This window comes from Bradyrhizobium sp. Pa8 (assembly GCF_052588265.1).
Window position 1 is genome coordinate 5,982,930 of record NZ_CP176767.1, and the last position, 14,700, is coordinate 5,997,629.

The following is a 14,700-nucleotide window of genomic DNA, read 5'->3' on the forward strand; positions in this document are numbered from 1 at the left end:
TCGAGCTTCATTGCTCGCAGCAAACTTCAAACTTCCATTCTATCGCAGATTTGGGAATGCGGGCTTTGGCAGCCTCGACAAGACTCAGCAAAATCTGCTGGAGACCTTTTGACTCGCAACCACAGCCCGTACGCTTATTAACATCCAAAAACAAGCTTAGGTTACGCTCATCGCCGTTAGCGCGCAACCGGTCAGGAATGTGGACTTAACACCGAACTATTCCTTCGCACCCTCGCTTCGCACTGCTTCGAACCCCTTCGCACTCATGTGCTTCGCACCCCCCTTATACCCCCGGCCGGTGCGAAGCCCGGCCCCGGTCTCCGAAGACCGGGCCGGACATCGCTCTAGCTCGTTGTCTCAGCCGAAAGTTGGCTTCAGCGCGCGAAGCGTCAACGTCTGCTACGGGCAAAAGCCAGAACTCAAGCGGTCCCAGTCGAACGGGCTCTTCTTTCGACGGCGGCGTTTCCGCCTTGTGGTTCAAAACCGCAGCGCCGAAATTTCGGTTTCGGCTAACGTCCTGAAGCGATTTTGCATTCGCAGAGCAAACGAGTTGAACAGCCGAAAATATGGGTCGCCGTGATAAGTGGTTACCGTGTCATAAAATCTCGCCGCATCGATACCAATCGTGTAGGCAGCTAGGTCGTCGCTCATAAGCCCAGAATTGATCATAATCGCTATCTCTTCGAAGAAACCCATGAATTGCTGCAACTCATAGTCAGACGGCTTCGGCAAGCCAGTCGAACTGTGTTGCTCGCTGTAAATCCATTGCCTCACCTTGATTAGCGCGTCCTCTTCTCTGTATCGCTTCTGGAACTCCTGAAACTTCTCGAACCTGCTTAGTCGATCCTTTGCTACTTCAAGTTCGTGGTCCCGCTTCTTTTGACTTCGATAAACCCAAACTCCCCAAAGAAACGTGCAAATCGCGATTATGGCGGCGACCGACGCGGTAATTGCTTTTACTGACTCGGATGTTAGGTCCACCTGGCTTCTCCGGCTAACCCGGTCTCACAATCTTTAAGTGTATCATTGCCAAGCCGAGCCGTCGATGGCCGCTATGGGTCGCAGGCAGACATCACTTCCCGTAGAGTCGTGGCTATCGAACATCTCGACGTATGGACACTCCACGATGGTATTCCATCTTCGTCGGCAGCCTGTGGCCGCGCCCCACGCCGCGAATTTGCAATTCTCAATCATCAGAAATTTTTCCGGCACGCAAAACGCGCACTTCTTGCACCCGCTAGTTGATCAACGCGCGATGGCCGAGAAAATGTCTTTCTGTTCAACCTGCATTTCTACTCGGAATTGCCCTTTTACCGATTTTAGGTAAAACCGAACTTCGTTTGCCTTTGACACAATTTCAAGATAGGACGCGGCACGCTCAGCCTCGCAGCGAACGTTGACTATCGCTCCTGCCACGACGCAAATCATTGGATAGGCATGATGAAACACAACGAAGACGCCACTTACCGATCCATGATTCAGTTCGGTTATTACCCCGACGAACTAATGGTGCGATATCTGCAAGCCGCGATACATGAACGACCTGAGGCGACGCAGGCCGAACTTCATCTTGTTGCGCTCGCGGGTGTGGAGCTATTCGGCGAACTTCTGAAGCATCGCGACGTAAACGAAATTCGGGTGCTCGCTTGGACCACTGAGGCTCGGCGCAGACCCGATTGGTCCGCCCCAATCTAACAGGCACCGGTCCTACATATCGTCAATCGCGGCTTGACTGCGCTCGCAGGTCTATCTGCTTGATCAAAAATTAACCCAACAACGCGCTCGTCGTGAGTGCGAACGATGATGCATTACCGACACCATGGCGAAACATGCTGGCGCTCAAACTCCAAAGAACCACCACCGCTTGCAACATGAGAGGATGGAAATTCGTAAGCGCAACGAATTAGAGCAGCTTGAAAGTGAAATGGCCGAGTCACCTGATGATATCGGTGCTACCTGGTCCGAGACACAATTGAATAAGCTATTCCGTACTCCGACAGTTCGCCAGCACAATACGGGCGATGGCGCATCGTTCGTCGAGTACAAGCGTCGCGTTCGGACCAAGCCAAGGTGTAACTTACAGATATCGAAGCCGCGCGGGCACAGCTTGGCCCCGCCGATCCCGGTCAATGATGGCGTCACCCTACGCAAGGTGCGGGGCGACGACGGCGCGTGGCGTGACGCTGTAGACCGATGGTCAACCGACCATCTCGCACCCCCGTCGGAGCTTTGCAACATTGTCGATATCTATCGCGTCGAATTTCCTCAGGAACAATACCCTGATCACGATCTATTTCGGCGAGCGCCCCGCAATGCTTCGCCCAGCCGCGAAAAAGACTCACGCGTACTCTTGCCACTGTTGCTCTATTTCGATCTGCACCGATCTACCGAACCATTGCAAACCAATTGGGGAGAGATTGACCCTCAAAAACTATTCGCGGAAGAATATGACCGTTCATCGCCGCTGCCGGACCGTGATCCCGATGCTGAATTAGAACTGAGACCTAGTTGGCAAGAGCTACAAGCTCGCTTTGATACCCCAGATATTGAGTATGCATCACGTTGGGTACGTACCGCCCCATTGTTGGCGAGGGTCGGCTATGTTTCACAGCACCGAAATGAAATGATCATACCTGTCGGCGGCAACGTCCTATATGCCGAAACGATCGGAAGCGGCGCGCGGATTATCAGGCTAGATGATCCTTCTGCTAGGCGTCACTTGCCGATATTTCGACTAGGTGATCTCGAATTCGCAACTGAAAGACACCAAGGTGGTAACACGCCACGACTTGGGCAATTACTCAACTACAGCAATCATCCCGTAAAAGACGCCTACGGCACACCCAAGGGACCGCAAAGCAAAGGTAGCGATCCACACTTTTGGAAGCCGTTGTACCCCCGTGCGACCTTCACCGGCGGCTTGCCTTATGACGTGTACTCCTATGATGAATTGCAATTCGGGTACTGCTTTGGTTCGAAGAGCGCAGCACCCAACGATCTACAGCCCTTTGACGATGTGGTGCAACGAAAGCTAGACAGAACGCATCTTCGAAAGCGTCTCAGCGCTAAAGAGCGGCTTGTTTCGGACATGCTCGTATGGAGCGAGCACACCACGAAACTCGCTGGAAGCTACGCCGATATCGGGGAAGCATACCTTGGCCACCCCGCCTCCAAGCGGACGTACCATCGATATGGCCTAGCTGCGGTCAAATGGGTCTCGCGGGCGATAGCCGACGCTCTTGTGTCAGTTTCTGCCGACTCGCCACGTCTTATCAAAGGAAACGCTCAAAGCTGGTCAAGCGTTAGCGCCCTGCACGATTGGCAGCGACGGCCTGCACCGGCGAACCGATTCCATCCCATGCTTTGGACGATCTTCCGGCCGAACAGCGTATGGCGGCTACAATGTTGCAGTCGCGCAACACGTCATGCCGAATGAGCGGCGACGCGTCATATTCTGACAACTCGCAACGTATTTTATTAGGGGGATCAATTCTTCGCCCCTAGCCCGACTCCGTTCTTAGTGACCTAAACGGTGTCGGGCTTTCATTTTTCAACCCCTCCGTTTGTGGCAGTCGCAGGCCGCCCAAGACTTACGAAAGGATATGCCGTGACAACGGCGAAAGAGCTTATGGAAGGTACGGCGCTAGTAACCGGCTTAGCGCTACCAAACGTTCAAGCGGCGAAGCGTCGCTTAATTGAAGCCGGTATCTGGGAGTCTGCTACAGGTTCTCACATCCCGGTCATGAATACATATTCGTTAGTGATGCTGTTGTTTGCCTTGCTCGCGGACGTTCCAGGAAAGGACATGCTCAGCGCAGCTTGTTCCTATTACGGCTTGGTCAATGACGAAGGCGACTCGCTTGGCGAAGTGCTCACGCGGTTGATTGACAGCTTCAAAGGTCCAAATGCCGTCTCGGCCATGGCCTATCGATCACGGCTTGAAGTGGATTGCAACTATCCGCGCGCACTATTGTCTCTTGAGACAAGAGACGGACAGCTTGAACTAATCTTCGGCCCGCAGTCGAAGAAATGGACGGACGCGAAGGTCCGACGATCGATGACGATCAGCGGAAAGTGCCTCTTCGACCTCGCTATTGGGCTCCATTACAATCGGTGGCCAGATCGTGTTTGAGTTCGTTAACAGGTTCTTCAAGAAATCATTCTCGGTCGCCGAACCATTCCACTTTCATCCGCACACCTCATCGGGGCTCGCAGTCGATCCGCATTCAGCGATGCGTGTGCCCGCCGTCAATGCGGCAGTTCGTGTAATCGCGGAATCTGTCGCCTCATTGCCGGTCAATGTGCTCAAGCTCAACGGCGATAGCAAAACCGTCGATCGTGACGGTCCCGTTTTTCGGTTAGTTCACAGTGAGCCGAATGACTTTCAGTCTTCTTACGAACTTCGGCTTCAGGTTCAGGTTGACACGCTTCTTAGAGGCAATGGGTACATCTACGTCAATCGCGCGGGTGGCGTTCCGCTCGAACTGATCAGATTGCCGCCGAGCACCGTCACCACGAACTATGACGTTGTAACCGGCGAACCCGTGTACTCGGTCCACGACGCTGCCGGAGGCACCCGCACCGTCCCGCATACGGATATGATCCACATACGCGCGGTGAGCGTGGATGGCATCGTTGGAACAGCGCCCATTCAGCATGCGCGCGAAGCCATCGGCTTAGCGCTCGCCATGGAGCAACACGCTTCGAGCCTTATGGGCAAAGGCGCAAGGCCGGGTGGCATCCTGAAGCTTAAGAGCCGACTGGACGATAAGACGCGGGAACGCTTCAAAGAGCAGTGGCAACAGTTCGTTGGCGGCAGTGCGAATTCGGGACGCACCGCCGTCTTGGATTTTGATGCAGACTTCACCCCGCTGACGTTTTCTAGTGTTGATCTGCAATTCACCGAACTGCGAAAGTTCCAAATCGAGGAGATCAGCCGCGCTTTCCGCGTGCCGCCGCATCTTCTAAGTGAAATGGGCCGCGCTACCTGGGGCAATTCGGCGGAAATGAATCGGTGGTTCTTGGACTCGACTCTGATGCCTTGGCTTCTGCAATGGCAGGGCGTTCTGAACCGCATTCTTTTCACTCCGGCAGAACGCGCAACGCATTCGATTGAGTTCGATACTAGCGCGCTCACTCGCGCCAACCTTCAAGCGCGGACAGAAGCCTACAGCGCGGCAGTAGGCGGGCCTTGGATGACTCCGAATGAAGCTCGGGCTCTTGAAAATAAGCCACCCATCGACGGCGGCGACAGGCTGATTGCCGCCAACGACGATTCACCATCAGAAAGGACACGCGCCGCATGAAAACAGGCGCACTATTTGACTTCGACACCAAGTCGCTGAGCGACGACGGGACGTTTTCCGGCTACGCCAGCCGCTTCGGGATCACCGACTTGGGCAGAGACGTTGTGATGCCGGGTGCGTTCACAAAGACGCTCCTGCAATCACCCGGCAAGATCAAGATGCTTCTACAGCATGACACCGCACGGCCGGTTGGCGTGTGGAAGTCATTGGTTGAAGATTCATTCGGCCTAAAGGTCACCGGTCAACTGGTTCTGGACTCGACGCAAGGTCGCGACACCTACGCGCTCTTGAAGGCGGGCGCACTTGACGGCTTGTCGATCGGGTACGTCTCGAAGAAAGATTCGTTCGATCGGACCAAGAACGTCCGGCGGCTCGAAGCCGTCGATCTTTTTGAGATCAGCATCGTTACGTTTCCCATGCTGCCTTCCGCGACAGTCGAACGTGTCAAGAGCCGCACCGACTTCACCCGGCTGGTACAGGCCATTAACGCCGCACACGCGGCCATTCTCTAAGGAAATTCATTTTGACTACCGCAACTACAGCCCGCCTTGAGACCAAGGCGGCAGATGATTTCGCTCACGTTGAAATTGCTCTGGCCAGGTTGGCCGAAACCGTCAACACAAAATCGGCAGCAAACGACAATCTCAAAGGCCGACTCGATGCGCTCGAACTGAAGATCAATCGACATGGATTGGTTGCAGCGAATGATAACAATGCCGCTGGCCCCGAACGTAAGGCGTTCGACTCGTATCTTAGGCGCGGCGAAGAGACCAAAACCTTGCGCGTGGCCGACGATACGGCAGGCGGCTTCTTCGCACCCGAATACTTTCAGGCGGAACTAGACCGCAACCTTGTTCTCTTCTCACCCATTCGAGCGCTCGCGCGGGTAATTCCGACGAGTTCCGGCGCCGTGCTTTGGCCGAATAGGCAATCCGGGATGACTGCGCAGTGGACGGGAGAGACAGCACCGCGCCCCAGCACGACCATGACGTTTGGCGAACGTCGCTACACCGTCCGCGAATTGAGCGCATACGTCGATGTCTCCAATCAGATGCTTGAAGACGCCGAGATGGACATCGGCGCGATGCTCAATTTCGAATTCGCTGAGTCCTTTGGGCAGGCCGAGTCGGCAGCCTTCGTCAACGGCGCAAGTATCCTGTCACCTGCGGGCTTCATGCAGGACACGACGATTGGATATACCGCGTCCGGGTCTCCCGGAGCGATTGCAGACGCGAACGGCCAAGCGGACGGGATCATTGATCTGTACCATTCGGTCAAGACGCCGTACCGAGCGAATGCAGTTTGGGGAATGAACTCCAACACGCTAAGCGCCGTGCGCAAGCTTAAGGATAAGAACGGCGATTACCTGGCCTCCATGCAGGGCGTGAACAACGCTCCGGCAACCACCTTGCTCGGTCGGCCAATTGTAGAAATGCCTGACATGCCCGACGTTGCCGTTGGATCGTTTCCGATCATCTTCGGTGAGTTCGGCGCGGGCTACCGGATTTTCGATCGTGTCGCGCTATCGATCATGCGTGATCCCTATACGCAGGCTTCGAACGGGCTGACCAGGTTCTGGGGGCGTCGCCGCGTGGCCGGTGGCGTTGGCAAGGCTGAGGCACTGCGCAAGCTGAAGGTAGCCGTTAGCTAAGGTCCCACGAACGGCCGGTGGTTCGCCACCGGCCAAACTTTCCAGAGGGGGGCCTTCGACCGGCTCCCAGATGAAGATTCACGAACTCCAATTTCAGGATTCCAAATTGAGAACCCGAACCCCTACCGCCGTCCTAGAGGCGCGCGGATCATTCGCCCGGCACCCTGAGAGGCGGCGCGAGCGCCAAGATGAACCCCGACCGGATACGCCCCTTGGAGACCCGCCTACGCGGCTCTGTGCGGCTGAGAAGACGGCTTGGACGGAAATGCAGGCCGAAGGATTTTGGCTCACCAGCGCCGACGCCATGATGGTTGAGATCGCCGCCAACCTGATGTCTCAGCAACGAAGCGGCCAGATCGATAACCCCGCACGCGCGCTCTTGGTGTCCACGCTGATCAAGCTCGGCTTTGGCCCGACAGAGCGCGCCAGGATGAAAGTCATACCGCAGAAAGAAGAGGCAAATCCGTTTAATGAATTCGTTTAGCCCTTACGCCAGCGCGGGCGCTCGCCTAATTGAATGCGGCCATTCGGCTATCCCTGTCATGCCGGGAACGAAACGACCCGGCATGTACACTCTAGGTGCGTGGCGCGGCACGTCAGATTGGACTCGTTTCTGCAATCGGCTTCCGACTGAGATCGAAACCGACATTTGGGATAAGTGGCCCGATGCCGGTGTCTGCGTGGCAATCGGCCACCAGCTTAAAGTCATTGATATCGACACCGACGACGGCGCTCTAATGGGCGCTGTCCTTTCGGTGCTGCCGTACAGCGATGTGATCAAACGCGGCGCCAAGGGTTTCAGTGCATTCTATCGTGGCTCGCCTGCGATCGTATCGCAGCCCTTCAGCGTCGGCAAAGAACGTGTGGTGGATTTGCTCGCCCACGGCCGCCAGGCGTTGGTTCCGCCGACGATCCATCCAATCACCAACCTTCCCTACGTTTGGAATGGCACAGACTCACTTGAGAACACTTCGATTGATCACCTGCCGGAGCTTCCTGATGAGGTGGCAGAACGGCTTAAGGCAGCATTGGCTCCGTTCGGGTACGAACCACCAAGGGCCTATGAGACGGGCGAAGGCGACACCCTATGGCGCGAGCTAAACGACACGGCCTTGCGCAACTTGGACCGCTGGGTGCCTGCGTTGAATCTTCCGGGCACTTGCAGATCAGGCAAAGGTTATCGCGCGATTGCGGCTTGGCGTGGTGTCGAGAACGCAAACCTCTCCTTCCACGCGGAAGGAATTCGAGATTGGGGCGCCGATGAGCCGCATACACCAATCAATATCGTGATGTTGGCCAGCGCGTGCGATCTCTACAGGGCTGTTGATTGGCTCACGAAGCAAATTGACTTCAAGCCTTCGCTTCCGGCTGCCAATGATGGCTTCGACGTATCGGCGTTCAGTAGCAGGCGGCGACACCCCTCGTTCACCGGAACCGGTTAGCTTCACCGAATCAGCCAGCTAGACACCGCCATACGACTATTGACAGATGTGAACGTTCTTGTTATGTTCTTATTTCTGATTGGTTGCAACCAGAAATCTCTGCTACTTGGACCTCTGGCGCACAGGCGTACCCGGGGGATCGTTTCGTTATGGGGCTCCTAGATCAAGAGTTGCTGGATGGCATCACCATTCAGCGAATGATTTTTCATGTCGTCGGTCCAAGTGACGATGACTTGCAATTGATGGATGAAATCGATGCTTCCGGCTTCGATGACTTCTTTCTAGCGCGCATTCGCGAAACGAATGTCGGCAATCGTTTCAACTTCATCGGGCCGGACGCAGGCGTTCGCCCTTCCCTCAAATCGATAGCAGATAATGCAACGAAGTTTGTCACAAGAACAAAACAACTGACCGAATCATTTCATGGCGCTCACAAAGTGGCGCCCATGTCATCGCGCGGCGCCTTTATTGTGGCGCAGCTTGGTGGCCTCAATGTCCCAGCATTCGCGCTCATCAAGCTCGATGATCAAACGGTGCTGCGATATCAGCAAACGAAAAAGGCAGACGGCAGCATTCGCGCAAAGGTGACGGAGGTAGACAATACATTCATCGAAGATCGCAAGGCCATGCAAAAGTCGGCACTGATCGTACTGAATGAAGATCAAGATGGCGGCCAGCTTGCTGTTTACGATCGTGTCAACAAGCGTAACGTTAGTGAGTATTTCAAAACCTTCTTGGGAGTCCGTCGTCTTTATACGCCCACGGACGCGACCGGTCGTCTTGTGGATGCCTTCGCCGACAGCGTGCGCAAGTTCAAGTCATTGATGCCCGACACCGTAAAGAACAACTGGCGAAAAAACTTGCACGATGCCGTCCAAGCGCGCGAGACCATTGAGCCGGGAGACGACTTGAATGTTTTCGGCTCGCAAGTCTTCGGTGCGTTCTGGCAAGATGACAGTTTTCGCAAACACATCGATCGGTCACTTCATCACAAACGCATTTCAGGTGAAGTTATCGAAATCGACAAAGAACGTGTCAAACCACCGCCCATGCGGAGACTGAAAACACGCGAGAATGTTCTAATCATCTATCCCAAACAATTAGAGGACGCGGGTGACGCGCTTGTGAGGGTAGACAGGCATTCCGACGGACGCGCCACAATTACGATTCGAACGTCAGGAATTGATGACGATGACCTCGCAGATGAGACTGCTAGCCGTCGGCTTGCGCAGTAACAGCGTTTCGCCGCCGACCGAGACTTGCGATATTTTTCAGCAAAACGTCAAAGTCGGCGGTCTCAACCATTGGAAACAGTTGCAATCCATTAGATCGGACGCTGCGGCGTTTGGAGTTACCATAAGCGTTACAGATGCCGATCTTGATGATGAATACGATCTGCTCGGCGAGCAGATCGAGACGTTTTCTGATCGGACCTTCTCGGTTCGAATCGTCAAGCTACGGTCAGAGCGCGCGCTGAAGTTCTTGACGATTGATGGACTTGATCAGTCGATTCGATCTGATGCTTCACGGCTTGAAGAAAGCAGCGAAGTCATCGTCGCCGAACTTCCCTCTGAATTTAAGTGCGACCAAGCGGGCATCAAGATTGGGCCATGGCCAGACGATTGGGCTGGCACAACGGCCGACCAGGAAGTGACTATTCGTCCACGTCGCCTAGTCAACGACATGTCCGGCAAAGGGTTGCTGCCAGCCTCCCCGCGCGTCTGGATCGTTGATGACGACACTGATGCTTGGTGGTCCGATCGAATTCGGCAAACGGCAATACGGCGTCTTGCCTTGTGCATTCCTGACGCCATTTCGCTCGATAGCGATGGTCGTGCTTTAGCGCATGTTCGCGCTGGTCGAAAGATTACAGCCGAAATCGAACAAGACACCACCAAGGAAAGCGATCGGGCTTTTCACATTCTTCTATCGGAAGTTTGCCGTTGGATTTATTTTGAGGGCCCTGACGCCGAGACTCGACATAGTTTGCTTGCGGCAGAATTGGTAAGGCTCTTCCCTCCTGACGCGTCGTGGTTGCGGGGGCTTAGAGAGGCATTGAACGGGAGTCTCGAAGCCGCGCGGACGGCCTATAGATTGCATCTACAGGCGAAGGGTGTCGATGCGCTTAAACTGATGTCTGACCTTCGAAAAGGTCTGTCCGATGACGTTCGATCTCTAGGCAACAACACGGCTTCACTCTCTTCTGGCCTCTGGCGCGATGCAGCGGTTGCCTTTGGCGTTGTCGTCCTGAAAGCAACGACGGCAACCTTGGGGTTTTGGCTCATTTGGTTTGCTATAGCTTATTTGGTAGCTAGTTGTGCTTTTACGGTGGTCGCCGCCACCAGTGCCGTAAATGCAATTGCAGAGAATGAGAAAAGCTTCCGATCCCGCCTGTATGCGCCACTTCTCCTAGAAAAAGACTATGAAGAGCTTGCAGCAAGGCATTATCGCACGGCCTTGAAAAGCTTTAAGTGGTACCGCTTCTTTGTTGTTGTTGCGTACGGGATAGCGATCGTGGCGCTAGCATGGCTTGCTCAATCATCGATTGCGCAAGAGAACCTTTTCCGGTTCGTCGCTACGCACGTTCGCCAAGTATAGGTCCCGGTTTCATCCGACTCTGAGAGAGATACTGAATGTATCGCGCTGCCGTAACGCCACTCTATGTCGCAGGCTTGCTACTATGCTTCACGTCTTCTCCCTCAAGGGCTGAAATGACAGCTTCGGAGCTATTGAAACGGTACGATTTTGGCAGCCCTACCGATCGGGATTACTTCGAAACAATAGTATCGCAGAATCAGAATGGAATATCGTGGGCAAACTCGTATTTGGAGTCGATACGGAAGCAAACGCCGCTCTATTGCACCCCCGATCACCTTGTTCTAACTGGATCACAAATTATCGACATGCTGCGGCGAAATATTAAGGACAAACCGGAAGATGGGAATCTTCCCTTCGGAATTGCCATACTATACGTGAATATAAAGGTCTTTCCGTGCAACGCCGCGAACTCGCGCCAGAAATAGCGTTCGGCCTCAGCGATCTGGACATCACGGAGACGGCGGCAGCGGCGGCGGTGAATTCCGATTTGGTCCGATGTAACCGACGACGCTAGACCATCGGATATTAATCAAGCCGAAGTCTGTATCTACGCTCAGAAACTCGTCTCCATTGTGTGAGTACAGGCGCTCGCGCTTGATTGGCATCAGATACCCATTAACGAGGTCTGCCTGCGTTAGCCTGTTTTGTGACAACACAGCGTCTTGCTGCTTGCGCGATAAGGGGGCGATACTTTGATAGTCATCGACTAAGGCTGTTGATGACCAAGAAGCGGGCAACGGCCTGTCGCTGTTCGTGACATCCTTCATCCGAAACAGTAACCCTTGCGCATACATTGCATCTGTTTGCCGGTCGGCTTCTGCGAACATCTTCAAGCCGTTCTTTCGGGCCGCATCAGAAGCCACACTTTCGAGAAAGCCCAGCGCCGCACCCGCGCCGATGGCCCAGGTTGGGGAGCCAATAAATCCGATTCCGGTTGATACGCCGCCCATCTTTGAAGCGGCTTCCGACCTAAGGCCGCTGATGATGGCGATGCTTTCAGTCGGGTACAAAGTCACGCCGTGGATTTTGAGCGTTTGGCCGGATGAAAGAACCGCTACAGCATCACTGCCGTCACTATCGTTTCGCATGATCGCCTTCTAGCTTCACCTAAGATTGGCAAGTATTTATCGTTGCAGGTTGATTTCTAGTGAAGCGCATTCGCCTGCGAAAATCGGAGGTGGCGTTGCCAGTCAGGCTCTAGCCTTCTCTCAGCCGAACGCCAACGCCCTTCCCGCCCTTCGCTGGAATCAATTCAATGCCCGCGTCCTCAAGCGCCCGCTGAATTGCCTTTAAATTTGCGGCTGTCGTTTCACGCCGTTCACTCTCAAAATTCTTGACGGTAGCCACGCCGAGCGTCGCAGCAGCGGCTAGATCGGCTTGCGTCCAGTTCAGAAGGCCGCGCGCGGCGCGGGATTGCTGCGGCAAAATACTCAAAATGTCACCAGAAGGATCATTGGATTCTTTTTATATCTATCATAAGGTGCGTGAATGATCGACTCTAATCTCCATCCTGCGACCAACGGTGGTCACAGATACACCGACCATGGCAGTGCAGCACTGAAGATCGAGGATGATGAAACGAAGGCCGCGCTGGACGCGTTCGTGATCGCATTGGCGAAGCACTACGCGCGAATCGACCATTTGGAAATGGAAGCAGCCAATGACAATACACTCCAATAGCGCGCCTAGAGTGGCCATTTATGCTCGCTATTCGTCCGATCTGCAAAACGATAAGTCAATTGAGCAGCAAATTGGTCTTTGCGAAGCGTATGCAGCCAAGAACGGCTGGCAGGTCGTTGATCGGTTCGAGGATCGAGCTAAATCGGGTGCATCTGTCTTCGGTCGGCCTGACTTCATCAAGATGGTTGAGGCCGCCGATACCGGCCGGTTTGATATCGTCCTATCGGAAGATTTAGACCGGCTTTCCAGAAGTCAACGCGACACTGCCGAACTCTTCGAAGAAATGTCCTTCAAGGGCGTTGAGATTTACACCTGCTCGGATGGCCGCATCAACGAAATGCACGTCGGCATCAAAGGTGTGATGAACAAGCTCTTCCTAACGAACCTTGCCCAGAAGGTGCGGCGTGGACAGAAGGGCGTACTTGACGAAGGGCGCAATCCAGGTGGTGACATTTATGGCTATCGTGTCCGCAAGGGCGAAGCTGGAGTCCTTGATATCGACCCCGAGACCTCAAAGGTTGTGAAACGAATATTTGAGGAATACGGAAACGGGGCTTCGCCTCGAAAGATTGCCGCCAATCTTAATCAGGATGGGATTCCATCCCCTCGCGGCGGTGTGTGGAACGCGTCAACCATCAACGGCAATATTGCGCGGGGCCAAGGCATCTTACTGAACGAGCGGTACGTCGGCCGAGTTGTTTGGAACAAGCGCAAAAATTTCAAAAACCCCAAAACCGGTAAGCAGGTTCGGCGCGACAATCCATCTTCCGATTGGGTTTACAAAGAAGTGCCCCACCTTCGTATCATAGACGACAAGCTCTTTGGCCGGGTTAAAGAGCGGCGAATGGAGGCCGGAACACCTTCCGCACGCAGGGCACCAAAATCGACCCGATTGCTGTCCGGTTTGTTACGCTGCGGCGCTTGCGGTTCTGGAATGACATTGGACGGAAACGATCGGAGTGGTCCCCGCATAAAGTGTAGCCGACACAGAGAAAGCGGAAGCTGTTCGAATGGCGCAAAATACTATGTGGAGAAGATCGAAAGCCTAGTTGTTAGACGACTGAACGAAAGCATCGATAACCCCGAGCGAATGGGCAAATTCGTTGAAGCCTATGTGTCCGAAAGGCGCGCACAGTCCGCCGCAGCGACCAAGAACAAAGCGAAGCTCGCATCCCGGCTAACCGTCTGCAAGAAGGAAATGGACCGTCTGATTGACGCCGTAAAAGCCGGGGTATTCGAAGCGCACGAAGTCGCACCGAAAATCGCAGCCAACCGACAAGAAGCGGCCAACCTAGAAAGTGAAATTGCATCGGCTGACGAGTCGATATCCAAGGTCGATTTGCACCCGGCTTCCATTGCCCGGTTCAAGACCCATTTGACCCAGTTATCCGGTCTCGAAGAGAAACCTAACGAAATCCTCCGGGACAGCATACGCTCATTAATCGACAGCGTAACCGTCCTGCCCCGACGAGCCGGTGAGGATTACAGGGTTGAGTTGAGGGGGCGGCTCTTTGTCCTCTTAGGGGAACCGGATTGTCGGCTAAACAGGGTAATCCCCTCAGCCGGCACCAGCGCTTGAGGCGGATACCTCAGCTTGCATTCTTCGGTGCACTGCTTTGCTTAAAGTGCTTCGCACCGTTGATTTCGACCCAGCCATGTTTCGACTGCTCGAAAACCGATCTTTGCGGAGCCGGGAAATTCGGGTCCGCTATCGCGCCGACGGCGACGCCGATCATCCCTGGCAGATTGTCCGCCTTCCAGTAGACCGTCGAACCGCAATTGGTGCAAAAATAGCTGCGGACGTTGCCGCCGCTCGCGGCCTTGCGAACGTATTCGCTTGGGGTCCCCGAGATCGTGACGGCCTCAGCCGCGTAGAAGGCACCGACGCCGAAGGGCGCACCGGTTCGGCGCTGGCAGTCCATGCAGTGACAAGCAACGACCGCGCGGGATGGCCCCGCGAGCGACAATGCAACGGCGCCACAACTGCATCGGGCATCGCTCATCGCGCCTCCCTGCCTCGCGC

Annotated in this window: 15 protein-coding genes; 11 read left to right on the forward strand and 4 right to left on the reverse strand. The window is 54.7% G+C overall.

Annotated features, from left to right (window positions below):
- Positions 1-477 precede the first annotated feature (477 nt).
- On the reverse strand, positions 478-981 hold the full coding sequence (locus ACKWRH_RS28315) for a DUF4760 domain-containing protein (RefSeq protein WP_445216195.1): 504 nt from the start codon (positions 979-981) through the stop codon (positions 478-480).
- An 838-nt stretch (positions 982-1,819) separates the two neighbouring features.
- Here ACKWRH_RS28315 and ACKWRH_RS28320 point away from each other — a divergent pair.
- The 9 genes from ACKWRH_RS28320 (at position 1,820) to ACKWRH_RS28360 (ending at position 10,997) form a co-directional block, all read left to right on the forward strand.
- A complete protein-coding gene (locus ACKWRH_RS28320; protein WP_445216196.1) occupies positions 1,820-3,436 on the forward strand; it encodes a hypothetical protein in 1,617 nt (538 codons plus the stop codon).
- A 171-nt stretch (positions 3,437-3,607) separates the two neighbouring features.
- Positions 3,608-4,132 carry a hypothetical protein gene (locus ACKWRH_RS28325; protein ID WP_445216197.1) on the forward strand — a complete coding sequence of 175 codons (525 nt, stop codon included), beginning with the start codon at positions 3,608-3,610 and terminating at the stop codon, positions 4,130-4,132.
- The gene (locus ACKWRH_RS28330; protein WP_445216198.1) at positions 4,125-5,306 is read left to right on the forward strand and encodes a phage portal protein; all 1,182 of its coding nucleotides are present in this window, start codon (positions 4,125-4,127) and stop codon (positions 5,304-5,306) included. The genes ACKWRH_RS28325 and ACKWRH_RS28330 overlap by 8 nt, the downstream gene beginning before the upstream one ends.
- Positions 5,303-5,818, forward strand: coding sequence for an HK97 family phage prohead protease (locus ACKWRH_RS28335; RefSeq protein ID WP_445216199.1), 516 nt, complete (start codon positions 5,303-5,305; stop codon positions 5,816-5,818). The genes ACKWRH_RS28330 and ACKWRH_RS28335 overlap by 4 nt, the downstream gene beginning before the upstream one ends.
- Before the next feature lie 11 nt (positions 5,819-5,829).
- Positions 5,830-6,957 carry a phage major capsid protein gene (locus tag ACKWRH_RS28340; RefSeq protein WP_445216200.1) on the forward strand — a complete coding sequence of 376 codons (1,128 nt, stop codon included), beginning with the start codon at positions 5,830-5,832 and terminating at the stop codon, positions 6,955-6,957.
- A 265-nt stretch (positions 6,958-7,222) separates the two neighbouring features.
- Positions 7,223-7,441 carry a hypothetical protein gene (locus tag ACKWRH_RS28345; RefSeq protein ID WP_445216201.1) on the forward strand — a complete coding sequence of 73 codons (219 nt, stop codon included), beginning with the start codon at positions 7,223-7,225 and terminating at the stop codon, positions 7,439-7,441.
- Between the two features lie 82 nt (positions 7,442-7,523).
- Positions 7,524-8,399, forward strand: a complete 876-nt coding sequence (locus tag ACKWRH_RS28350) for a bifunctional DNA primase/polymerase (protein WP_445216202.1) — start codon at positions 7,524-7,526, stop codon at positions 8,397-8,399.
- A 149-nt stretch (positions 8,400-8,548) separates the two neighbouring features.
- The gene (locus ACKWRH_RS28355; RefSeq protein ID WP_445216203.1) at positions 8,549-9,634 is read left to right on the forward strand and encodes a nucleoid-associated protein; all 1,086 of its coding nucleotides are present in this window, start codon (positions 8,549-8,551) and stop codon (positions 9,632-9,634) included.
- Complete coding sequence (locus tag ACKWRH_RS28360) at positions 9,591-10,997, forward strand: hypothetical protein (protein ID WP_445216204.1); 1,407 nt, start codon at positions 9,591-9,593, stop codon at positions 10,995-10,997. Before ACKWRH_RS28355 ends, ACKWRH_RS28360 begins: the two co-directional genes overlap by 44 nt.
- A 449-nt stretch (positions 10,998-11,446) precedes the next feature.
- On the opposite strand, the gene ACKWRH_RS28365 is transcribed toward ACKWRH_RS28360, so the two are convergent.
- Entirely contained in the window at positions 11,447-12,085 is a 639-nt protein-coding gene (locus tag ACKWRH_RS28365; protein WP_445216205.1) for a hypothetical protein, read from the reverse strand.
- 109 nt (positions 12,086-12,194) lie between these two features.
- Positions 12,195-12,431 (reverse strand): helix-turn-helix domain-containing protein, encoded by a 237-nt coding sequence (locus ACKWRH_RS28370; protein WP_445216206.1) that lies wholly within the window; start codon positions 12,429-12,431, stop codon positions 12,195-12,197.
- Positions 12,432-12,485: 54 nt separating this feature from the next.
- On the opposite strand from ACKWRH_RS28370, the gene ACKWRH_RS28375 reads away from it, so the two are divergent.
- Positions 12,486-12,677, forward strand: coding sequence for a hypothetical protein (locus tag ACKWRH_RS28375; RefSeq protein ID WP_445216207.1), 192 nt, complete (start codon positions 12,486-12,488; stop codon positions 12,675-12,677).
- A 10-nt stretch (positions 12,678-12,687) separates the two neighbouring features.
- Positions 12,688-14,256, forward strand: a complete 1,569-nt coding sequence (locus ACKWRH_RS28380; RefSeq protein ID WP_445216208.1) for a recombinase family protein — start codon at positions 12,688-12,690, stop codon at positions 14,254-14,256.
- A gap of 10 nt (positions 14,257-14,266) precedes the next feature.
- On the opposite strand, the gene ACKWRH_RS28385 is transcribed toward ACKWRH_RS28380, so the two are convergent.
- Entirely contained in the window at positions 14,267-14,680 is a 414-nt protein-coding gene (locus tag ACKWRH_RS28385) for a GFA family protein (RefSeq protein ID WP_445216209.1), read from the reverse strand.
- Positions 14,681-14,700 lie beyond the last annotated feature (20 nt).